16 protein-coding genes are annotated in these 22,487 nt (G+C 64.2%); 7 read left to right on the top strand and 9 right to left on the bottom strand.

From position 1 onward, the window contains the following. Positions 1–27: 27 nt before the first annotated feature. From ACFV4R_RS00080 to glmS, 8 genes are all read right to left on the bottom strand, one after another. Positions 28–1,113, bottom strand: a complete 1,086-nt coding sequence (locus ACFV4R_RS00080) for an inositol-3-phosphate synthase (protein ID WP_377203860.1) — start codon at positions 1,111–1,113, stop codon at positions 28–30. Positions 1,114–1,273: 160 nt separating this feature from the next. Continuing rightward, the gene (gene mgrA / locus ACFV4R_RS00075; RefSeq protein WP_377203859.1) at positions 1,274–2,314 is read right to left on the bottom strand and encodes an L-glyceraldehyde 3-phosphate reductase; all 1,041 of its coding nucleotides are present in this window, start codon (positions 2,312–2,314) and stop codon (positions 1,274–1,276) included. 115 nt (positions 2,315–2,429) lie between these two features. Then, positions 2,430–4,199: a malto-oligosyltrehalose trehalohydrolase gene (gene treZ, locus ACFV4R_RS00070; protein WP_377203858.1), complete on the bottom strand. Its 1,770-nt coding sequence runs from the start codon at positions 4,197–4,199 to the stop codon at positions 2,430–2,432. Further along, positions 4,196–6,526, bottom strand: a complete 2,331-nt coding sequence (gene treY / locus ACFV4R_RS00065) for a malto-oligosyltrehalose synthase (RefSeq protein WP_377203857.1) — start codon at positions 6,524–6,526, stop codon at positions 4,196–4,198. Before treY ends, treZ begins: the two co-directional genes overlap by 4 nt. Further along, on the bottom strand, positions 6,523–8,781 hold the full coding sequence (glgX, locus tag ACFV4R_RS00060; protein WP_377203856.1) for a glycogen debranching protein GlgX: 2,259 nt from the start codon (positions 8,779–8,781) through the stop codon (positions 6,523–6,525). Before glgX ends, treY begins: the two co-directional genes overlap by 4 nt. A 69-nt stretch (positions 8,782–8,850) precedes the next feature. Continuing rightward, the gene (locus ACFV4R_RS00055; protein ID WP_377203855.1) at positions 8,851–10,461 is read right to left on the bottom strand and encodes an NAD(P)H-hydrate epimerase; all 1,611 of its coding nucleotides are present in this window, start codon (positions 10,459–10,461) and stop codon (positions 8,851–8,853) included. Between the two features lie 28 nt (positions 10,462–10,489). Next, complete coding sequence (locus ACFV4R_RS00050; RefSeq protein WP_013601780.1) at positions 10,490–10,837, bottom strand: holo-ACP synthase; 348 nt, start codon at positions 10,835–10,837, stop codon at positions 10,490–10,492. Between the two features lie 4 nt (positions 10,838–10,841). Next, positions 10,842–12,734 carry a glutamine--fructose-6-phosphate transaminase (isomerizing) gene (gene glmS, locus ACFV4R_RS00045; protein ID WP_377203854.1) on the bottom strand — a complete coding sequence of 631 codons (1,893 nt, stop codon included), beginning with the start codon at positions 12,732–12,734 and terminating at the stop codon, positions 10,842–10,844. Positions 12,735–12,838: 104 nt separating this feature from the next. On the opposite strand from glmS, the gene coaA reads away from it, so the two are divergent. From coaA to mscL, 3 genes are all read left to right on the top strand, one after another. After that, positions 12,839–13,834 (top strand): type I pantothenate kinase, encoded by a 996-nt coding sequence (gene coaA, locus ACFV4R_RS00040; protein WP_172829987.1) that lies wholly within the window; start codon positions 12,839–12,841, stop codon positions 13,832–13,834. A 5-nt stretch (positions 13,835–13,839) separates the two neighbouring features. Further along, positions 13,840–14,712 carry a D-alanyl-D-alanine carboxypeptidase family protein gene (locus tag ACFV4R_RS00035; protein ID WP_377203853.1) on the top strand — a complete coding sequence of 291 codons (873 nt, stop codon included), beginning with the start codon at positions 13,840–13,842 and terminating at the stop codon, positions 14,710–14,712. A gap of 90 nt (positions 14,713–14,802) precedes the next feature. Then, a complete protein-coding gene (gene mscL, locus ACFV4R_RS00030) occupies positions 14,803–15,192 on the top strand; it encodes a large conductance mechanosensitive channel protein MscL (RefSeq protein ID WP_268156743.1) in 390 nt (129 codons plus the stop codon). A gap of 59 nt (positions 15,193–15,251) precedes the next feature. Here the strand turns inward: mscL and glmM are convergent, their stop codons facing one another. Next, entirely contained in the window at positions 15,252–16,613 is a 1,362-nt protein-coding gene (gene glmM / locus ACFV4R_RS00025; protein WP_377203852.1) for a phosphoglucosamine mutase, read from the bottom strand. Between the two features lie 105 nt (positions 16,614–16,718). Between glmM and ACFV4R_RS00020 the strand changes: the two genes are divergently transcribed. From ACFV4R_RS00020 to ACFV4R_RS00005, 4 genes are all read left to right on the top strand, one after another. Then, positions 16,719–17,840, top strand: coding sequence for an acyltransferase family protein (locus ACFV4R_RS00020; RefSeq protein ID WP_377203911.1), 1,122 nt, complete (start codon positions 16,719–16,721; stop codon positions 17,838–17,840). A 122-nt stretch (positions 17,841–17,962) separates the two neighbouring features. Further along, positions 17,963–19,204 carry a glycosyltransferase gene (locus ACFV4R_RS00015; RefSeq protein ID WP_377203851.1) on the top strand — a complete coding sequence of 414 codons (1,242 nt, stop codon included), beginning with the start codon at positions 17,963–17,965 and terminating at the stop codon, positions 19,202–19,204. Then, on the top strand, positions 19,201–21,180 hold the full coding sequence (locus ACFV4R_RS00010) for an ArnT family glycosyltransferase (protein ID WP_377203850.1): 1,980 nt from the start codon (positions 19,201–19,203) through the stop codon (positions 21,178–21,180). Before ACFV4R_RS00015 ends, ACFV4R_RS00010 begins: the two co-directional genes overlap by 4 nt. Positions 21,181–21,364: 184 nt before the next feature. Continuing rightward, positions 21,365–22,414, top strand: coding sequence for an ArnT family glycosyltransferase (locus tag ACFV4R_RS00005; protein ID WP_377203849.1), 1,050 nt, complete (start codon positions 21,365–21,367; stop codon positions 22,412–22,414). Positions 22,415–22,487: the final 73 nt, after the last annotated feature.

Here is a 22,487-nt window from a genome sequence, read left to right as displayed (position 1 = left end):
AGTGAGCGCGCGTTCCCGGAGGGGGTTTTAGCGCTCCAGGTCGCCGCGGATGAAGGCCTCGACCTTTTCACGGGCGAGGTCGTCATTGAACTGCTCCGGCGGGGACTTCATGAAGTAGCTCGAAGCGGAAAGCAGCGGACCGCCGATGCCGCGGTCCAGGCCGATCTTGGCGGCACGGATGGCATCGATGATAACGCCGGCGGAGTTAGGCGAGTCCCAGACTTCCAGCTTGTACTCGAGCGACACGGGGGCGTCACCGAAGTTGCGGCCTTCCAGTCGGACGAAGGCCCACTTGCGGTCATCGAGCCACTGCACGTAGTCGGACGGGCCAATGTGGACGTCCTTGGCGGCGAGCTCAGCCTCGACGTTGGAGGTGACGGCCTGGGTCTTGGAGATCTTCTTGGACTCGAGGCGGTCGCGTTCCAGCATGTTCTTGAAGTCCATGTTGCCGCCGACGTTCAGCTGGTAGGTGCGGTCCAGGGTGACGCCGCGGTCCTCGAACAGCTTGGCCATGACGCGGTGCGTGATGGTGGCGCCGATCTGGCTCTTGATGTCGTCGCCCACGATCGGAACACCGGCGGCGGTGAACTTGTCGGCCCATGCCTTGGTGCCGGCGATGAACACGGGAAGGGCGTTGACAAAGGCAACGCCTGCGTCGATGGCGGCCTGGGCGTAGAACTCAGCAGCGGCCTGGGAACCGACGGGCAGGTAGCAGACCATGACGTCAACATCGGCGTCCTTGAGTGCCTGAACCACGTCAACGGGCTCTTCGGTGGATTCCTCGATGGTCTCGAGGTAGTACTTGCCAAGGCCGTCCAGGGTGTGGCCGCGCTGGACGGTTACGCCAGTGGGCGGGACGTCGGCGATCTTGATGGTGTTGTTTTCGCTGGCCAGGATGGCATCGGCGAGGTCGTTGCCCACCTTCTTGCCGTCGACGTCGAACGCGGCCACGAACTGGACATCGCCCACGTGGTACTGGCCGAACTCAACGTGCATGAGGCCCGGGATGGTCGCCGTGGGGTCGGCGTCCTTGTAGTACTGGACGCCCTGCACCAACGACGCGGCGCAGTTGCCTACGCCGACGATTGCGACACGGATCGGATGTGAAGACACGGAACTCCTTAGGACAAACGTCAGCCGGCCTGGTAATGCGTCGGGGAAATTGCGACGGCGGCCGGCTGGGACAGCGCCGCGCGGCGCCTATTCATAGTACCCAACACAGCGGGACCGGCTATTGTTCCGCCGGTCCCGCTGCGTAAGAAAGGGGGGGGTGTCAGACAGTCTGCTTCCACAGGTTGATGTCCGATTCCACCGCGAACTCATCGATGGCGGTCAGTTCGTCGGCGCTGAATCCGAGGTTGTTGATGGCGGAGAGCGTGTCCTCGAGCTGGCGGACACTGGAAGCTCCCACGAGCGCCGACGTCACCGGCGAGCCTTTGGGCTGGTCCCGGAGGATCCAGGCGATAGCCATCTGCGCGAGCGTCTGGCCGCGGCCTTCGGCGATGGCTTTCAGGCCGCGGATCCGGGCGAGCTTCTCATCCGTGATGGCATCCTCGGACAGGAACCTGGCCTTGGCTGCGCGGGAATCGTCCGGAATGCCGTTCAGGTAGCGGTCCGTAAGCATGCCTTGGGCCAGCGGCGAGAAGGCGATGGACCCTGCCCCCACCTGGTCGAGCGCCTCGTAGAGGTTGGGGCTGCCGTTCTCGGTCCAGCGGTTCAGCATGGAGTAGCTGGGCTGGTGGATGAGCAGCGGCGTGCCGAGCTCCTTCAGGATGCGGGCAGCTTCGATGGTCTGCTCCGGGGTGTAGGAGGAGATGCCCGCGTAGAGTGCCTTGCCCGAGCGGACGGCATGGTCGAGGGCACCCATGGTTTCTTCCAGCGGCGTTTCCGGGTCCGGCCGGTGGCTGTAGAAGATGTCCACGTAGTCCAGCCCCATGCGCTCGAGCGACTGGTCAAGGCTGGAGAGCAGGTACTTCCGTGAGCCCCACTCACCGTAGGGGCCGGGCCACATGTAGTAGCCGGCTTTCGTGGAGATGACCAGCTCATCTCGGTACGGCTTGAAGTCGTCCTTGAGGTGCCGGCCGAAGTTGGTCTCGGCGGATCCGTCCGGCGGGCCGTAGTTGTTGGCGAGGTCGAAGTGGTTCACGCCGAGGTCGAACGCGCGGCGCAGGATGGCCCGCTGTTCATCAAAGCGCTTGTCGTCGCCGAAGTTGTGCCACAGGCCCAGGGAGATAGCCGGGAGCTTCAGGCCGCTGCGGCCCACCCGGCGGTAGGGCATGGATTCGTAGCGGTCTTCCGCCGCGGAATATGTCATGGGTTCCATCCTGCCAGCTGTGACCGGCGCAACAGGCAGGACCGCAAAAGTTACGCCGCGGGCTGACAATGCCAGCCCGCGGCGTAACTCGCGCACGCGGCAAGGAACGGAAGCGTCAGGACTTAACGACGGCGGCGCTCCATGGAGCCAAAGCGAGGGCGTCGCCGTCCAGGCTTGTCCCTTCGTCGGAGGACAGCAGGAGGGATCCGTTGACGCCGTCCAGCCGGACCTTGGCGTCGGCGAAGTTCACCAGCACCTCAACGCTGCCGCGGCGGAACCGCAGCCACCCGGAGTCGTCGTCGTATGCCACGTCGGTCTCGCCGAAGCCGAGTCCGGCCAGTTCCGGATGGCTGCGCCGAAGTGCAGTCAGGGACTTGTAGAGTTCCAGCAGCCGGGCGTGGTCGCCCGTGCCGGCTTCGTCCCAGTCCAGCTTGGACCGGTGGAAGGTTTCCGGGTCCTGGGGATCGGGCACGACGGCGGGATCCCACCCCATGCGCTCGAATTCCTTGATGCGCCCTTCCGCGGTGGCCTTACCGAGCTCGGGTTCCGGGTGGGACGTGAAGAACTGCCACGGCGTGGTTGCCCCGTATTCCTCGCCCATGAACAGCATGGGCGTGAACGGCGAGGTCAGCGTGAGCACCGCCGCCACGGCCAACTGCCCGTAGGACAGCGACTGGGACAGCCTGTCGCCGATGGCCCGGTTGCCGATCTGGTCGTGGTTCTGGTTGCAGACCACCAGTGCCGCCGGGTTCACCAGCGAGGCGTTGATGGGCCTGCCGTGGTGCCGGCCGCGGAAGCTGGAGTAGCTTCCGTCGTGCAGGAAGCCGTCCTTGAGGACCTTGGCCAGCACCGCCAGGGACTCAAAGTCGGAGTAGTACCCGGTGGTTTCGCCGCTGACGTTGACATGGACCGCGTGGTGGAAGTCGTCACTCCACTGCCCTGCCAGGCCGTACCCGTTGGTGTCCCGCGGGTAGATCAGGCGGGGGCTGTTCAGGTCGGACTCCGCGATCAGCGTCTTGGGCAGCCCGGTTTCGGCCGAGACGGCGTCACCCAGCGCACCGAACTCCTCGAGGATGTGGACCGCCCGCTCGTCGCGCAGGGCGTGCACGGCGTCGAGCCGCAGCCCGTCCACGTGGTAGTCCCGGAGCCACAGCGCGAGGTTGTCCAGGATGTACTCCCGGACCACGTCGGAGCCGGGTCCGTCGAGGTTGACGGAGTCGCCCCAGGTGTTGGCGTCGCCCTGCTTCAGGTACGGGCCGAACTTGGGCAGGTAGTTGCCGCTGGGGCCAAGGTGGTTGTACACCACGTCCTGGATGACGCCGAGCCCGGCCGCGTGAGCGGCGTCGACGAACCGCTGGTACGCGGCGGGGCCGCCGTAGCCCTCATGGACGGCGTACCACTGCACGCCGTCGTAGCCCCAGTTGTGGGTGCCGTTGAACCCGTTGACGGGCAGCAGCTCCACGAAGTCGACGCCCAGGTCCGCGAGGTAGCCGAGCTTCCCTGCGGCGGCGTCCAGGGTTCCCTCCGGGGTGAAGGTGCCCACGTGGAGTTCGTAGATCACCGAGCCGGTGAGTTGCCTGCCCTTCCAGCCGGAATCCTGCCACGCGTACTCGGCGGGATCGAAGGTCCGGGACAGCTCGTGGACTCCTGCGGGCACCCGCCGGGACCGGGGGTCGGGCAGCGGGTGGCTGTCGCCGTCGAGCTGGTAGCCGTAGTCCACGTCGCCGTCGGCCGGCGCGTCCGGGGCGGTCCACCAGCCCTCCGTGCCGGGCGCGGTGTCCTTCTTCACCATGGGGTACTCCCGGCCGCCCGCCACGAGGGTCACGGAAGAGGCGTCGGGTGCCCAAACGTCGAAGCGTTCGGGTCCTTGGTTGACCAGGGTCATGCGTTTCCTCCATCCACAGGGACCAGCAGGGCCACGGGGTAGGTACCCAGCACGTCAGCCACCAACACGCTGCCCGCACCAAAGTCGGCGCCCGTCAGTTCGTCACGCATAGGAGCGGGAAGTTCGACGGCGGTATCGCGCCAGCCGCCGCCGGCGTCCAGGCCCGCAGGCAGCCGCGTTGCCAGGGTCACCGCCCCGGGTGTGCCGTCGGCCGCGCCGCGGGAGAACCCGAGCAGGTGTCCGGCTGCGGCACCGCTTGCCGTCACCGGGACGTAGCCCTCGAAGAGATCCGGCCGGTCCCGCTTGAGGCGGAGCGCCCGAGTGGTGGCCAGGAGCTTGCTGGCTTCCGTGCCCGCGTCAGGCAACGTGCCGGCGTCGATCTTGGCCAGCTCGGCTTCCCGGAGCGCGAAGTCCACCGGACGGCGGTTATCAGGATCGGTGAGGGACCGTTCCCAGAATTCGCTGCCCTGGTAGACGTCCGGAACGCCGGGCATGGTCAGCTGGACCAGCTTGGCGGAGAGGGAGTTGGACGCTGCGAAGGCATCAATGCGGGCCACGAAGTCCTCCACAACCTTGGCTACGCCGGCGTCGTCGAACACAGCATCCACGGCGGCCTTCACCCGGGACTCGAAGTCCTCGTCCGGGTCAGTCCACTTAGTGGAGTTGCCGGCCTCGCGGGCGGCCTTCTCGGCGTAGCCCTGCAGGCGTTCCCGGCTGGCCGGCCAGGCGCCGACGATGGCCTGCCACAGCAGGTTCTCGTAGGGGCCGTCGGGCATGGGAGCCAGCTTCCGGAGGGTGTCCAGTGTGGCGGCCCACTCCCCCGGCAGCTCGGCGATCACGGAGATCCGTGCCCGGGCGTCCTCGCTGCGCTTGGTGTCGTGCGTGGACATGGTGGTCATGGACAGCGGCAACTCGTCCTGCCGCCGGCGCATCCGGTGATGGAACTCCTCCGGGGACACGGCGAACTCGGTGGGTTCTGCGCCCACCTCGGTCAGTGTGCCCAGGCGGGTGTAGCGGTAGAACGCGGTGTCTTCCACGCCCTTGGCCATCACCATGCCGGAGGTCTGCTGGAACCGGACGGCGATGGGGTTGGCCGGGTCCAGCAGCAGCGGGAGGAGCGTCCCCACTGCAACGGCGAGGTCCGGACGGTGTTCGGCGGCAGATTCGCAGGCTTCCTTGAGAACCTCGGCCCCGGTGGGCAGGTAGCTCCGGTAGACCGGGAAGGAGGCGATGACCTCGGCCAGGGCGTCCGCTGCCTGATCAACGGACAGTCCATGGGATTCCGGGACCAGCCGGGCCAGCCGCAGCACCTCGGAGCGGAGGATGCCGTCGGCGATCATCCGCTTGGTGCCGCGGATCATCTCCGCGTAGTCGGCGGCTTCGGGAGTGCCACGCAACTCAGCGTCCAGCGAGTTCAGTGACTCTTCTCCGGCGGGATCCACGAACACCCTGTCCACGTCGGCGAGCGCGTCGTACCCGGTGGTGCCCTCGCAGGCGAAGTCCCCCGGCAGCACCTCGCCGGGCTCCAGGATCTTTTCCACCAGGACGTAGGCGCCGCCGGTGAGGTCCTTCAGCCACCGCAGGTAGCCCGCGGGGTCGGCCAGTCCGTCCGGGTGGTCGACCCGCAGGCCGTCCACCAGGCCTTCGGTGAACCAGCGGCCAACCTCGGCGTGGGCTTCTTCGAAGACGGCGGGAGTTTCCACCCGGATTCCGGCCAACGTGGTTACCGCGAAGAAGCGGCGGTAGTTGAGCTCGGCGTCGGCGCGGCGCCAGTTCATCAGCTGGTAGTGCTGGCGGCTGTGCACCTCCTGCGGGGAGTCTCCTTCGGAGTACGTCCCGTCGGCGAGCGGGAACCGGTGATCGTAGTACCGGAGTTCCCCGTCCTTAATCTCCAGCTTGTCCAGGTCCGCGTCGGAGCCCAGCATCGGGAGCCGGACCTTGCCGCCGCCGAGGTCCCAGTCGACGTCGAACGCTTCCGCGTACCGTGACCCGCGGCCTTCCTTCAGCAGTGACCACCACCAGGGGTTCTGCGCCGGGGTGGCAACGCCCACGTGGTTGGGCACGATGTCCACCAGGACACCCATGCCGTGCTCGCGGGCGGCGCGGGAAAGGGCCAGCAGCCCCTCCGGGCCGCCGCGCTCGGGGTCGACGGCGGAGGGATCGGTCACGTCGTAGCCGTGGTCCGAGCCCTGTTCCGCCGTGAGGATGGGCGACAGGTAGACCCAGTCCACGCCGAGCGACTTCAGGTAAGGGACCTTTTCGGCGGCGTCAAACAGCGTGAAGCTGCTGCGGATCTGCAGCCGGTAGGTGGAGGCCGGCGTCCTCATGCCTTGGTTTCCTTATCGGCGCCCGTTGCCTTTGCCTCGCTCGCTTCGGCGGCCTTGGTCTGGGCTTCCACCATCTCCTCCTGGGCTTCCTCATGCTCGGCCATGGAGGCCAGGGAAGCGGCCGCGGACGTGTCCACCTCCGCCTCGGGACCGGAGTAGGCACGCAGTACCACCGTGGACTTGGCGTCCAGCGTCAGTGTGGCCCCTGCCTTGAGGGGTTCGTAGGCGTCGGCCTGGGCCGCGGTGTCCACCATGACCTCCCAGTACTGCGAGTACTCGTCGGAGGGCAGGAGGAACTCCACCTCGTCGTCGTGGGCGTTGAAGGCCATCAGGAAGCTGTCGTCAGTGATGCGGCGGCCCCGGGAGTCCTGCTCCTGGATTCCGTCACCGTTGTAGAAGACACCGATGGTCCGGCCGAAGCCGCTGCCCCAGTCCTCGGGCAGCATTTCGGTGCCATCGGTCTTCAGCCAGACGATGTCGGGCAGCTTTTCGCCCTCGCCACGGCGGACGGGACGGCCGTCGAAGAAGCGGCTGCGGCGGAACGTGGGGTGGTCGCGCCGGAGCTTAGAGACGAACGCCGTGAACTCCACCAGGGGCTGGTCCATGGCTTCCCAGTGCACCCAGCTGAGCTCGGAGTCCTGGCAGTAGGTGTTGTTGTTGCCCTGCTGCGTGCGGCCCAGTTCGTCGCCGTGCAGGACCATCGGCACGCCCTGGGAGAGCAGCAGGGTGGCGATGAAGTTCCGCTGCTGGCGGGCGCGCAGGGTGAGTACCTTCTCGTCGTCGGTGTCACCCTCCTCGCCGCAGTTCCAGGACCGGTTGTGCGATTCGCCGTCGTTGTTGCCCTCGCCGTTGGCCTCGTTGTGCTTCTCGTTGTAGGACACGAGGTCCCGCATGGTGAAGCCGTCGTGTGCGGTAACGAAGTTGATGGAGGCGACAGGGCGGCGCGCGGAGCTCTCGTAGAGGTCGGCGGAGCCGGTGAGGCGGGAAGCGAATTCACCCAGGGTGGACGGCTCGCCGCGCCAGAAGTCACGGACCGTGTCGCGGTACTTTCCGTTCCATTCCGTCCACTGCGGCGGGAAGTTGCCCACCTGGTAGCCGCCGGGGCCAACGTCCCAGGGCTCGGCGATCAGCTTGACCTGGGAAACGATGGGGTCCTGCTGGATGAGTTCGAAGAACGTGGAGAGCTTGTCAACGTCGTAGAACTCGCGGGCCAGGGTGGATGCGAGGTCGAAGCGGAAGCCGTCAACGTGCATCTCGGTGACCCAGTAGCGCAGGGAGTCCATCAGCAGCTGCAGGGAGTGCGGGTGGCGGACGTTAAGCGAGTTGCCCGTGCCGGTGTAGTCCATGTAGTGCTTGAGGTCGTTGTCCACCAGCCGGTAGTAGGCCTGGTTGTCGATGCCCTTGAAGGACAGGGTGGGGCCCAGGTGGTTGCCTTCGGCGGTGTGGTTGTACACGACGTCGAGGATGACTTCGATGCCGGCCCGGTGCAGGTCGCGGACCATGGCCTTGAATTCCTGGACCTGGTGTCCAACGTCGCCGGTGGAGCTGTAGGTGTTCTGCGGCGCGAAGAAGCCAATGGTGTTGTAGCCCCAGTAGTTGTTGAGGCCCTTCTCCTGCAGGGTGCCGTCGTTGACGAACTGGTGAACCGGCATGAGCTCGATGGCCGTGACGCCGAGCTTCTTCAGGTGCTCGATGACCGCGGGGTGGGCCACGCCTGCGTAGGTGCCGCGCTGCTCTTCGGGAATTTCCGGGTGCAGCTCGGTGAGGCCCTTGACGTGGGCCTCGTAGATGACGGACTGGTGGTACGGGACGCGGAGCTGCCGGTCGCCGTCCCATTCGAAGAACGGGTTGATGACCACACCGTGCATGGTGTGGGCGGCCGAGTCGGCGTCGTTGCGCGAATCCGGGTCACCGAACTCGTAGGAGAAGAGGGCCGGGTCCCAGTCGATCTCGCCCTGGATGGCTTTCGCGTACGGGTCCATCAGGAGCTTGTTCGGGTTGAAACGGCTGCCGTTGGCGGGCTCGTACGGTCCGTGGACGCGGTAACCGTACTTCTGGCCGGGCTGGATGTGGGGCAGGTAGCAGTGCCAGACGTAGCCGTCCACTTCGGTCAGTTCGATCCGCGTTTCGGTCAGGTCATCAGCCAGGAGGCAGAGTTCCACCCGTTCGGCCTGTTCGCTGAACAGTGCGAAATTGGTGCCGGTGCCGTCAAAGGTTGCTCCCAGCGGGTAGGCAGTTCCAGGCCAGACTTCCATCGTGCTCCTCATTTGTTGGTCAGCAGCAGAGGGCATCGGAACGCCCCTACTGCCGGTGCGAACTAATGCCTACCGTAATGGTTGGCTGTGACTATTACGTTTCCAGGCTCCAGAGTTACTAAGCATGCTGACTTTACCGCAGATTTCGGGTATGGCATTCGCCACCGCACCGGCGGTGATCGGACCGCCCGAGCGCGCGTCCGACGCCGCCCTCCCGGCGAGGCCGTGAAGCGCAGCTCCCAGCGCGGCCAGCGCAGCCCAGCGGACGTCGTCGTCGATGCCCAGAGGGCGGAAACGGTCGACGCCGGGACCCGCCTGGGCGAGCAGGGCGCCGATGACGCCGGCCAGCACGTCGCCGCTTCCGGCCGTGGCAAGCCAGGGCGTGCCGTCCGCCTGGCTGAAGGCTCCGCCGCCCGGCGCGGCCACCAATGTGGCGGGACCTTTGAGCAGCACGGTGGCCCCGGTCAGGCCCGCCGCCTTGCGGACTGCGTCGAAGGTGGCGGCTTCCACGGCCCCGCGGTCGCCAAACCGGGCGTCGGCTTCGCCCTCCAAGCGCTTCATCAGCGCGGCGAGCTCGCCTGCGTGCGGCGTCAGCACCACGTTCGGTGCGAGCTTTTGGGGCAGCGCCGGCAGCGCGCCGGCGTCGGCCACAACGGGCAGGCCGGATTCGATGGCATCGCGCGCCCGCGCCAGCTGTTCGTGGTCCTCCGGCCCCATGCCCGAGCCCACCAGCCAGGCCTGCACCCGGTTGTCCGCCACGGATCCGTCGCTGCACACCACTTCGGGGCACGACTGGCGCACCAGGTCAGCCACCTCGGGCGGGCCAAGGTACCGGACCATGCCCGCACCGGCGGCAAGTGCCCCGCGGCAGGCCAGCACGGCAGCGCCAGGATACTGCACAGAGCCGGCCACGATGCCCAGGACCCCGCGCGAGTATTTGTGCGCCCGGCGGGCGGGGTGCGGCAAAAGGCCGGAAAGCTCTGCCTCACCGAGCCGGCGGAGGACCGGAACAGGAAGATGTTCCTCGATGCCGATGGGAACCACGTGCACCCTGCCTGCATGGTCCGCGCCGGGGTCAGCCAGCAGGCCCGCCTTGGCTCCGCCGAACGTGACCGTCAAGTCGGCAGGCAGCACCGGCCCGGCTGCCTCGCCGGTATCCGCATTCACGCCGCTGGGCAGGTCACAGGCCACCACGAACCCGTCGCTGAGGGCAGGGTGGCGCGCCTCGAGGACGGCCTGCACCAACGTGGCAGCACTCCCCCGCAGCCCGCCTTTGGCACCGGTGCCCAGAATGGCGTCAATGACGACGTCGGCACGCAGAGTCTCCGCGGCCAGCCCACCAAGTGCCGCGTCGGTCAGTTCCTCCGCGCGGCCGCCGGCGCGTGTGAAGGCAGCCAGCGCCGCCGGGTGGGCCGCACCGCCGGTGAGGACCGCCGTCGTACGCATCCCGCGGGCGGCGAGGAACGCTGCGGCGTAGAGGCCGTCGCCGCCGTTGTTGCCTTTGCCGGCCAGCACCACGAGGCGGGTTCCGTAGATGCGGCACCCGCGGGAACGCAATTCGTTGATCACCGCGTTGGCGAGGCCGTGTGCAGCACGCTGCATCAGGACATCACCGAGCCCGGCGGCGAGGAGCGGCTCCTCGGCGGCACGGACCTGGGTTCCGCTGTAGGCGCTGATCATCGTCTGAGGTCCCAGCGGGCGGGCCGGGTCAGCCCTCGGCCAGGACCGTCGCCGTGGCGATGCCGCCGTCGTGGCTGATGGACAGGTGCCAGCGCTTGACACCCTTGGCCTCCGCGACTGCCAGCACCGTGCCCTTGACCTGCACGGTGGGCCCGTTGTGGTCCAGGCCGATCCAGCAGTCCTGCCAGTTCATGCCTGCAGGCGCGCCAAGGACCTTGGCCACAGCTTCCTTGGCGGCGAACCGGGCAGCAAGGGACCGGGTGTTGAGCTCTCGCTCGGCGGGCACGAACAGCCGGTCCCGAAGGCCCGGTGTCCGTTCCAGCTGGCGGCCGAACCGCTCGATGTCTACTACGTCTACCCCAATGCCAACGATCATGGGACTACTCTACGGTGACGCTCTTGGCGAGGTTGCGCGGCTGGTCCACGTCGTAGCCCTTTGCTGCGGCGAGTTCCGCGGCGAAGATCTGCAGCGGGACGGTGGTCAGCAGCGGCATCAGCAGCGTGGGGGTCTCCGGGACGTAGAAGACGTGCTCGGCGTAGGCCTTCACGGCTTCGTCGCCTTCCTCGGCGATCACCAGGGTCCGGGCGCCGCGGGCGCGGATTTCCTGGATGTTGGAGACCACCTTGGCGTGCAGCGAATCGCGGCCGCGCGGGGACGGGACCACCACGAACACCGGCTGGCCCTCGTCGATCAGGGCGATCGGGCCGTGCTTGAGCTCGCCGGCGGCGAACCCCTCGGCGTGGATGTACGCGATTTCCTTGAGCTTCAGCGCACCTTCCAGGGCCACCGGGTAGCCCACGTGCCGGCCCAGGAACAGCACCGACTTCTCGTCCGCCATGGACCGGGCCAGTTCCCGCAGGGGGCCGGCGTTGTCCAGGATGGTCTGGATCTTGTCCGGGATCTTGGCCAGGTCCGCAAGGACGTCCTTGATCTGGCCGGAGAAGATGTTCCCGCGCAGCTGTGCCAGGTACAGGCCCAGCAGGTACGCGGCCGTGATCTGGGCCAGGAACGCCTTCGTGGACGCCACGGCGATCTCCGGACCGGCGTGCGTGTACAGCACGGCATCGGATTCACGCGGGATGGTGGAACCGTTGGTGTTGCAGATCGAGATGGTCTTCGCGCCCTGCTCGCGGGCGTACCGGACAGCCATCAGGGTGTCCATGGTCTCGCCGGACTGGGAGATGGAGACCACCAGGGTGTTCTCGTCCAGGATCGGGTCGCGGTACCGGAACTCGTGCGCCAGCTCAACCTCGGTGGGGATCCGGCACCAGTTCTCAATGGCGTACTTGGCCACGGTGCCGGCGTACGCGGCGGTGCCGCAGGCCAGGACCACGATCTTGTTGACCTGTTTGAGCAGCTCGGGGTCGATCCGGAGCTCGCTCAGGGTCAGCTTGCCCTCCAGGTCGGAGCGGCCCAGCAGGGTCTGCGCCACGGCGTCGGGCTGGTCATGGATTTCCTTCTCCATGAACGAGGAGAAGCCGCCTTTCTTCGCCGAGGCCGGGTCCCAGTCAACGTGGTATTCCTTGCCCTCGGCCGGGTTCCCGAAGAAGTCGGTGATCACCACACTGTCGGCGGTGATGGTGACAATCTGGTCCTGGCCCAGCTCCACCGCGCGGCGGGTGTAATCGATGAACCCGGACACGTCCGAGCCCAGGAAGTTCTCCCCCTCGCCCAGGCCCACCACCAGCGGTGAGTTACGGCGGGCAGCAACCACGACGTCGGGCTGGTCCGCGTGGACAGCCAGCAGCGTGAAGGCGCCCTCGAGGCGCTGGCAGGCCAGTTCCATGGCCTTGGTCAGGCCGCCGTTGGAGACGTCCCCGCCCAGCTGGTTCCGGAAGATGTCCGCCAGCAGCGCGGCAGCAACCTCGGTGTCCGTCTCGGACAGGAAGGTCACACCCTTTTCCACCAGCTCGAGCTTAAGCTCGGCAAAGTTTTCGATGATGCCGTTGTGGATCACGGCCAGCTTCCCGCCATCGGCCAGGTGCGGGTGCGCGTTACGGTCCGTGGGGCCGCCATGGGTGGCCCACCGCGTGTGGCCGATGCCGGTCAGGGTCTCCGGCAGGGGACGCTCCTCCAGCTCAGTCAGCAGGTTGCTCAGCTTCCCGGACTTCTTCCGCGACTCGATCACACCATCCGAGACCACAGCAACGCCCGCCGAGTCATAACCGCGGTACTCCAGCCGGCGAAGCCCCTCAAGGACAACGTCCAAAGCACTGTGACCATTAACAGCGCCGTCAACAGAACGGCCTACATAACCCACGATTCCACACATAGCCTCAAGAGTATCGGGTGGGAACTGGTTGCTTGTAACCCGGAACCGGATCTTGAGCACTTCTTGCCCGGACCGCCGCGCCCCGGAGCCGCTTCCATTTCGCTATGCGCGGAGTGCGGGGCAGAATCTCTAACGTGACTTTGCAACGCAACGAGGCGAACGGGGAGGGTGCTTCCCCGTTCGTGGAACTGGACCGGCAGACCTGGTCCAGGCTGGCAGCCCAGATGGAACAACCCCTCAACGAAGAGGATATTGTCCGCCTGCGCGGCCTTGGCGATCCCCTGGACATGAAGGAAATCCGAGAGGTCTACCTTCCGCTGTCCCGCCTCCTGCACCTCTATGTGGAAGCTGCCGGGCAGCTGCACGCGGCCACCACAACCTTCCTGGGCGAACAGACCCAGCGCACCCCGTTCGTCATCGGCGTTGCCGGATCCGTTGCCGTGGGCAAATCCACCATTGCGCGCGTGCTGCGGGAGATGCTGCGCCGCTGGCCCGGCACACCCAACGTGGAGCTCATCACGACGGATGGTTTCCTGTATCCCCTGGCCGAGCTCAAGCGGCGGCAGCTGCTGGACCGGAAGGGTTTCCCGGAGTCCTATGACCGGCGGGCGCTGCTGCGGTTTGTGAGCGAAATCAAGGGCGGGGCCGAGGAAGTCCACGCGCCCTGGTACTCGCATGTCACGTACGACATCGTTCCCGAAAAGGAAGTGGTGGTCCGCCGCCCGGATGTCCTCATTGTGGAAGGCCTAAACGTGCTGGCCCCGGCGCGCCCCAGGCATGACGGCCGGCAGGGTCTGGCGCTGAGCGACTTCTTCGACTTCTCCATCTACGTTGACGCCAAGACCTCCTATATCGAGGAGTGGTACGTGGACCGGTTCCGGAAGCTGCGGACCACGGCGTTCGCGCAGCCGGAGTCCTACTTCCACCGGTATGCCAGCCTGTCCGATGACGAGGCGGAGAGCACCGCCCGGGACATCTGGAAGCGCATCAACGAGCCCAACCTGGAGGAGAACGTCCTTCCCACCAGGGGCCGGGCCCAGCTGGTGCTCACCAAGGACTCCGACCACACCATCCGCCGGATGCTCCTGAGGAAGGTCTAGCACAGGTGTGCCACAACTGCGCCGCTTCAGCCGTAACGGCCAGCCGCCGGAGCTTTGCCCGCTTCCTCGCCGTGGGGGCCGGGCTGACCGTACTCACCGCCTGCACGCCCGGCGCGCCTGAGGCTGCGCCGCCGTCGTCGGTCCCGCCGTCGGCTTCCCCGGTCCCGTCCCCGACGTCGGCGGGCACCCCGGTTGCCGCGCCGGAGGCAGCGACGGCGGCCGGCACACCGCCGGAACCTTCCGCAGCCCCCTCACCGTCAGCGGCGCTCCCCCGCCAGTTTTCCCTGACCGATCCGGCCAGCCCGTGGGTAGTGGTCAACAAGCACCGGCCGCTGGCCCCCGCTGACTATGCGCCGGCGGACCTGGTGAGTCCCGCCGTCGGGATCTCCGCATCGGGTGAGTCCGCGCTGCTGAACAGTACGACGGCGGCAGCGGCCGAGGCGATGTTCGCGGCTGCCGCGCGGGACGGCGTGGTCATGGTCCTGGCCAGCGGGTACCGCTCCTATGCCACGCAGGTGTCCACGTACAACGGGTATGTGGCCGCGCGCGGCCAGGCGGACGCGGACACGGCCAGCGCCCGGCCGGGCTACTCGGAGCATCAGACGGGCTGGTCCTTCGACATTGCCGACGGCGGCGGAGCATGCGCCTTCCAGCCGTGCTTCGCCGACCAGCCTGCCGCCGTGTGGGCGAAAGCCAACGCCCACCGGTTCGGGTTCGTGGTGCGGTATCCGTGGATGTTCCATGAAACCACCGGGTACTACTACGAGCCGTGGCACCTGCGGTACATCGGAGTGGATGCGGCCACGGACATGTCCGCACGCGGGGTTGTCACGCTCGAGGAGTACTTCGGCGTGGGGGCGGCACCGGGGTATCCCTAACGGACAACTCGGCCGTTAGGTTCCCAACACGGTTCAAAATAGGGGCCGGGGTTCACACAGGGTTAACAGACGTGGGCTAGCTTGGAACTCATGTTGACCGGATTCAAGAATTTCATCATGAAGGGCAACGTCGTAGACCTTGCCGTCGCTGTCGTGATGGGTGCCGCATTCGGCGCCGTCGTCACATCGATCGTGGAAGGACTGCTCACACCGTTGATCGGCCTTCTGTTCCAGGCGAAGGGAATCGAGGAGATGCAGTGGGAGGGCTTCCTCTACGGCCGCGTCATCTCCGCCGTCATCTCGTTCGTGCTGATCGCCGCCGCCATTTACTTTGTTGTGGTCCTGCCCATGAACCACATGATCGAACGGCGCAACCGCCGTCTCGGCATCAACCCTGACGTCAAGGAAGAATCTGCAGAGGATCCGCAGATCGCCCTGCTCACCGAGATCCGCGACGAGTTGCGAAGCCGCTCGTCCTAGCCGATATACACATGAGGCCCGCTTCCATTTGTGGAAGCGGGCCTCATTCGTATGTGCAGCTATTCGCTGATGAGTTCCAGCGCGAGTTCCGTGCGGACCACCTGTGCAAGGTGTTCGGCAATGGACTGCGCGGTTTCCTCGTCGGCGGCCTCCACCATGACCCGAACCACCGGTTCGGTGCCGGAGGGGCGGAGGAGGACGCGGCCGGTCTCTCCGAGGGCAGCCTCAGCGGCTTTGACGGCCTGGGCCAGGACGTCATTGCTGTTGACCTTCGTGCGGTCCACGCCCTTGACGTTGATGAGGACCTGCGGAAGCTTAGTCATGACGGCGGCCAGGTCCTTGAGGGACGTCCCGGTCAGGGCCACCTGGGCGGCGAGCTGCAGGCCGGTGAGCAGGCCGTCGCCGGTGGTGGCGTGGTCCGAGAAGATGACGTGGCCGGACTGTTCCCCGCCGAGGTTGAAGCCGCCTTCGCGCATGTTCTCGAGGACGTAGCGGTCCCCCACGGCTGTTTCGCGGATGCTGATGCCGGCGTCGCGGAGGGCGATCTTGAGGCCGAGGTTGCTCATGACGGTGGCCACCAGGACGTCGTCGTTCAGCTTGCCGGCCTTTTTGAGGGCGACGGCGAGGATCGCCATGATCTGGTCGCCGTCCACTTCGTTGCCTTCGTGATCCACGGCCAGGCAGCGGTCAGCATCGCCGTCGTGGGCGATGCCAAGGTCCGCGCCGTACTGGAGGACTGCTTCCTTGAGTGGGCCCAGGTGGGTGGAGCCCACGCCGTCGTTGATGTTGAGTCCGTCCGGGTCGGCGCCGATGACGATGACGTCCGCGCCGGCGTCCTTGAAGACCTGCGGTGAGCAGCCGCTGGCGGCGCCGTGGGCGCAGTCCAGGACCACGGTGAGGCCCTCAAGGCGGTGCGGGAGGGTGCTGAGGAGGTGGACGACGTAGCGGTCCTCGGCGTCGGAGAAGCGCTGGATGCGCCCCACGTCGGGACCGATGGGACGGACGGCCTCGTTGTGCATCTGGGCCTCGATGGCGTCTTCCACGTCATCAGGGAGTTTCTGGCCACCCCGGGCGAAGAATTTGATGCCGTTGTCCGGTGCCGGGTTGTGGGAGGCTGAGATCATGACGCCGAAGTCGGCTTCCAGGTCTGCCACCAGGTACGCGGCGGCCGGGGTGGGGAGGACGCCGGCGTCGTAGACGTCGATGCCCGAGCTGGAGAGCCCTGCCTCCACCGCGGCGGCGATGAATTCCCCGCTGGCACGCGGATCACGGGCCACCACGGCGCGGGGCCGGGAGCCGTTGGAGTTGCGGTCGTGGCCAAGTACGACGGCGGCCGCCTGGGCCAGCTGCAGGGCCAGCTCTGCAGTCAGCAGCCCGTTGGCCAGCCCCCGGACACCATCAGTTCCAAATAATCTAGACACCGGTCAAGTGTATGGGATGGCGGTGGCAGTGGCTTGGAGCCAGTGTTCGGGTCTGTCCCGCAGCATCTGCGGATATCTTGAGCCTGGAGCTGAGATTACGTGGATATGCTCACGCCAGCGATGCTGACGCGTCATATATTGGGGGGTCCTATGCCGGCTACTGGCCGCCGTTTGGCAAGCCTGACTGGGCTTCGTTTCTTCGCTGCCTTGGCAGTGGTTATGTACCACTTGCACCTATATGTCCCGCCCCTAGCCGACAGCCTGTCTGTCTTCGGTTACGGCTTCACAGGAGTCAGCTTTTTCTTCGTGCTTTCGGGATTCGTACTTGCCTGGTCTCAACGGCAACACGGCTCAGCACGCAGTTTCTACTGGCACCGGATAGCGCGAATATGGCCACTTCACCTGCTTACTACCGGGCTCGCGGTCTTTACAGCACCCCTGCCAGCATCTCCGGAATTCACATGGTGGGCTGCCCCGTTTGTTGTCTCCCTAACCCAATCATGGATTCCCGCTAGTCCCTTCTTAGGTGCGTTCAACGGTGTCTCTTGGTCATTGTCATGCGAAATTTTCTTCTATCTAGCTTTTCCTCTGCTCTGTCAGCGACTCATAACGCCTTCTTTGGCGGCTAGGGCAATGATCGTTGTTCCGGCAGCAATGCTTGCCTTGCCAATTGGTCTGGCGCCCCTTTCATCCATGGCCGCCGCTGACTTCCTCCTTGGCACGATGCCCCTCTACCGACTCGGCGAATTCGTACTCGGGATGTCCGTTGCCAACCTCCTGAAGGAAGGCTGGCGTCCCCGTTTCAGTGTTTTACAAGCAGCATCGCTTGTGGGTGCATTGAACCTCGCTCTCATAATCGCGACGGCCATCTGGCGTGTCCCTATACCGGTCACGTTCGCCAACCTCATCATGTTGCCGGCCTTCCTGGCACTCATCGCCGCTTGCACGCGAGCTGACCTTTCCGGTAGGAGCAGCGTGCTTAGCTCCTCGGTGCTGATAAAGCTCGGCGAGTGGTCGTATGCCCTTTACTTGGTTCACGAACTCCTGATCAGGACGGCGAGTCCTTACGCCACCTCTACGGACCAAGCGGCTTGGCTGGCAGCCGTTGTTGTCCTGGTCTCCATTTCGTTGTCCGGGCTTCTCCATGAGTTCGTGGAAAAGCCCGCAGAAAGGTGGCTGCGAGGACTGACGAGTGCTCAACCGCGACGGCAAGTACAGCACCCGTAAGTTGCTACCTCCACTGCTATTCGGATGGATACGAGTACTGGGCTACTTGGATTTCCCGCCCGAGTACCTGTCTTTCCCAAAAAGCCTCGTCAGGGTGAATTGCGGGCCCCTACGATCCATGCATGACACCTAGCTATGGGGGCTTGGCGCTCGAAATTGTAGTACCGGTCTACAACGAAGAAGCGGTACTCGAAAACAGCATCACAAGGCTCGCCGAATACTTGACGAATGAAATGCCGTCGACGTGGAAAATCACCATTGCCGATAATGCAAGCACTGACCGGACGCCGGTGATTGCCGCTCGACTCAGCGAGCACTTGGAGAACGTCGGTTACCGGCGGCTTGAAACTAAAGGGCGCGGCCTGGCACTGAGAGATGCCTGGAGCGCCTCGGAAGCCAAAGTGCTTGCCTACCTTGATGTGGACCTGTCAACTGACTTGGCCGCGCTTCCACCGCTGGTGGCGCCCCTGTTATCCGGGCATTCCGATATCTCTATTGGAACGCGACTGGGCCAGAGCTCAAGGGTGATCCGTGGCCCAAAGCGGGAGTTCATTTCCCGTACTTACAACTTCCTGCTCCGGCGCACGATGCAGGTTCGTTTTTCGGACGCGCAATGCGGGTTCAAGGCAATTCGGGCTGATGTGGCCAAGCGCGTGCTCCCCCATGTGGAGGACAACGGCTGGTTTTTCGACACTGAGCTGCTGATCATTGCTGAGCGCTCCGGACTTCGCATCCACGAAATTCCCGTTGATTGGGTGGACGACCCAGACAGCCGCGTTGATATCAGGCAAACGGCATATGACGATTTGCGGGGAATGGTCCGGGTGGCCGGGTCTCTTGTCCGAGGAGCGATTCCCGTACAGGCTATCTATGCCGAGTTAGGCCGCCGGCCGATCGTCCCTTTTGGTCGCCCAAGCTTTTTCGGCCAAGTTCTACGTTTCGGACTCGTCGGAGTTGCCTCAACTCTCGCCTTCGCGCTCCTTTATCTCGTGCTCCAAGGGCCTTTCGGTGCACAGGAAGCTAACTTCCTTGCACTGCTTCTGACCGCCATGGGAAACACCGCGGCTAACAGGCGCTTCACCTTCGGTATCAGTGGACCGGCCAAGCTGTTCACCCAACAACTACAAGGCCTCATAGTCTTTCTTCTCGCTTGGAGCATTACCTCTGCATCGCTGCTGACGCTCCACGCATTGCATCCCGATGCCGCGCCTAACGTGGAGTTGTTGGTTCTCACCGCAGCAAATGTTCTGGCAACGCTGATGCGGTTTGTTCTCCTCCGAGTTTGGGTGTTCCGAGAGCGTCGCAGCGGACGGGCCGTTTCACTGGTCAGGGCAGCATTGGCGCATGACGGACGACCACTATGAGCCAGCTGTTGAAGACGCTGGGAACCGGTAAACCATCGCATTCAGGTGAACCAAGGGAGCGACGGTTTCGTTCAATCGCGGCGATATTGATGTCGGTGCCGATGAATTGGAGGTTGCTGTGGCGTGGACCGGCGCAGAATGACCCCTGGGAGCGTCCTGGGCTAATAGGTCTGCTGGCGAGCGTTGCATGCCTTTATCTCTGGGGCCTGGAAGCAAACGGTTGGGCCAACCCGTACTACTCGGCGGCGGCGCAGGCTGGTGCACATGACTGGAAGGCGTTCTTCTTCGGGTCCGTGGAATGGGGAAATCTCATAACGGTGGACAAGACTCCGTTGAGCACTTGGGTTATAGCACTCTCAGTCCGTCTGTTCGGACTCAGCAGCTGGAGCATCCTGGTCCCCCAAGCCCTCATGGGTCTCGCGACCACTTATCTCGTCTTCCGCATAACGAGACGAGCTTTTGGACCCCGCACAGCATTGTTCGCAGCGGCTGCGTATGCGGTCACGCCGGTCGTGATGCTTATGTCGCGCTTCAATAATCCAGAGCCTTTAATGGGTCTCCTTATGGTGTCGTCAGTACTCGCGACGCTTAAGGCACTTGAATCGGGGAGATCCCGAACTTTTGCTTTGGCTGGCTTCCTGCTGGGCCTGGCGTTCATGGCCAAACAGGTTCAAGCACTATTGGTTGTCCCAGCGCTCTGTGTAGCCGTCCTGGCACTTGGCCAGGGCCGCTTTGTACAACGCCTTCGCCAGCTCGCGGTTGCCTCACTCCCCGCTGCTACAACGGGGGGTGCCTGGCTAGTCGCTGTAGACCTCATCCCTGTGTCTTTACGCCCCTATGTGGGAGGTTCGGTCAACAACAGCGCTATCGAACTCACGCTGGACTACAACGGTTTGGCTCGGTTTGTGCAAATACCTATGAACAGCAGCGGCAGCCGAGCAACTGCATCCGAAGACGTGGCTCCCTTGGGCGGGGGCATACGGCGCATTTTCAACGGAAACTTTGCGCCGGAAATAGGCTGGTTGCTTTTCGCGGGGATTGTCTGCTGCATCATCACGATGGTGCTCAGCAAGACACTTGTATTGACGAGACAGCAACGCAGCCTCTCGATTGTTGCCATCGTATGGTTCGCTACAGTACTTGCTCTTCTTTGCTTCATGGGGACGATGATCCACACGTACTACACATTTGCTTTGGGCGGCCCGCTTGCCTTTGTCGTGGCAATCGGCTTGTCAACTCTCTGGCGCCTTAGGAACCGCGCGATCCTTAAACTTGTTGGGGCTGTACTTATCGGAGCCTCGTCCTATATGGGGCTGCGAATCATGAACTACAGCCATGAGTGGCCAATATGGTTTAGAGTCGCCTTTGTCATCGCTGGATTAGCGGGAACCGCGGCCTGGATACTTCCGGCTCGCAATGGCAAATGGACCCTGCTCTCTTTGCTCCTTATCGCCATAAGTCTTCTAATCGGGCCCGCCGGCAACAACATCTACACTCTGCTGACACCACAGAAGGGGACAAATCCGCAGTCCGGACCCGTCGGCGCCGATTCAACATCGATGTCTCGTCTCATGCTGGCCATCAAAGCGGGCGACCCAGCCTGGGCACAGAAGATTGCGCTAGGCAGTCCGCCCTCGCCTGCCGTCATCGGAGTTCTGCAGAGCGGTCCAGCAACTCGTACTTGGGCAGCCGCCACGTATTCCGCTCAGAACGCAGCGCTCTACCAACTGGAAAGTGGACTTCCCGTCATACCTTTGGGTGGGTGGCTCGGAACGGATCCGGCACCTACCCTCGATCAGTTCAAGGCGCTGGTCGCCGAGAAGCGCGTTGGCTACTTCATCTGGCAGCAAGACCTTCTCGAGCGCGGCGAGCTCAGCACAGAAACTAAAGACATCAGCAACTGGGTGCGAGCAAACTTCACGGAGGAGGTGGTCGACGGTGTCTCTCTCTACAACCTGGCGAGCAGGGCAGGGTAGGCAGCGCACGACGCCCCAACTGCTGTCGCGAATCACGAGTGGACTTACTCGTTTTCTACGTGGTCCCGACAAAGATCCCGCCTGGGAACGATCCGCCTTACTGACGGTCCTAATTGTGAATGGGGTGCTGTACTGCTGGGACTTGCCCATCAATGGCTGGGGAAACTACTACTACAGTGCCGCCGTGCAGTCGGGCGCCATTGATTTCAAGGCGTTCTTTTATGGATCCTCCGACTGGGGCAACTCAATTACAGTGGACAAACCGCCCCTCAGTCTCTGGCTTATGGGGCTATCAGTTCGTGTGCTTGGTTTCAACCCCGTCGCGATACTGCTCCCACAAGCAATTCTCGGCGTAGCGACGACATTTCTGATCTACAACATTCTTCGCAGGTGTATCAGCACGGTTCCCGCGCTTTTTGGGGCAACCGTATTCTTTACGACGCCAATCATCACGCTCATGTCCCGCTACAACAATCCGGACCCACTGATGCTATTTCTCATGGTGGCGGCTGTCTGGAGCTTAATCGCATATTTGGAGTCAGGACGCCCAGGTTATTTTGTTCTCACTGCGGCCTTTCTTGGAATGGCGTTCATGACCAAACAACTTCAGGGTCTCCTAAGCGTCCCCGCCATCGGACTTTCATTCCTGATGTTCAGTCCCCAAACGTTTCGAAGAAAGCTGCGTACTGCCTGCGGGGGGCTGCTTGCCCTGCTTGCCGTTGGCGGAATCTGGCCAATCACAGTGGACCTCACACCCAGCGAGGAACGGCCCTTTGTGGGAGGCTCATCCTCGAACAGCGTCCTGCAACTAACGCTTGCGTACAACGGGATTGACAGGGTGGCGGGAAGCGAAGAGGTACCGATGACCGTCCTAATTCCTAAACAGTTCAGGTCCGTCGGCAGCGACGCTGGTGTCTTTAGGCTGCTGAACGCTAACTATGGGCAGGAGGCCAGTTGGCTTCTCTACGCGAGTCTGTTAGCAGCAGCTTTGTTGGTGGCCACCACCTGGTCCAGGACGGGCTCGAGGCAGAAGAAGGCGCTGACATTGCTTTCGGCGATATGGCTCTTCAGTACCTTTCTCCTCTTGTCGTATATGGGTAACCAAATCCACACGTACTACACCGCTGCGTTGGCTCCGCCAATGGCACTAACCCTTGGCTTAGCTGCGGATGTTCTTATCCAACGAAGAGATTCGGTCTTCGTGCGGTCAGCTGTTAACGCCAACCGAAAATAGGGCCAGTTTTGCCGACTGAAAACAGGGCCACGGGTTGCTGTTCTATTGTGCCTGAAGCTGGGTTCTTGTCTTG

Origin of the sequence: Pseudarthrobacter sp. NPDC059871 (assembly GCF_042731175.1) — a bacterium.
Taxonomy (GTDB): Bacteria; Actinomycetota; Actinomycetes; order Actinomycetales; family Micrococcaceae; genus Arthrobacter.
Note: the sequence above shows the minus strand (reverse complement) of the source record. Positions and strands in the feature narration are given on the sequence as shown.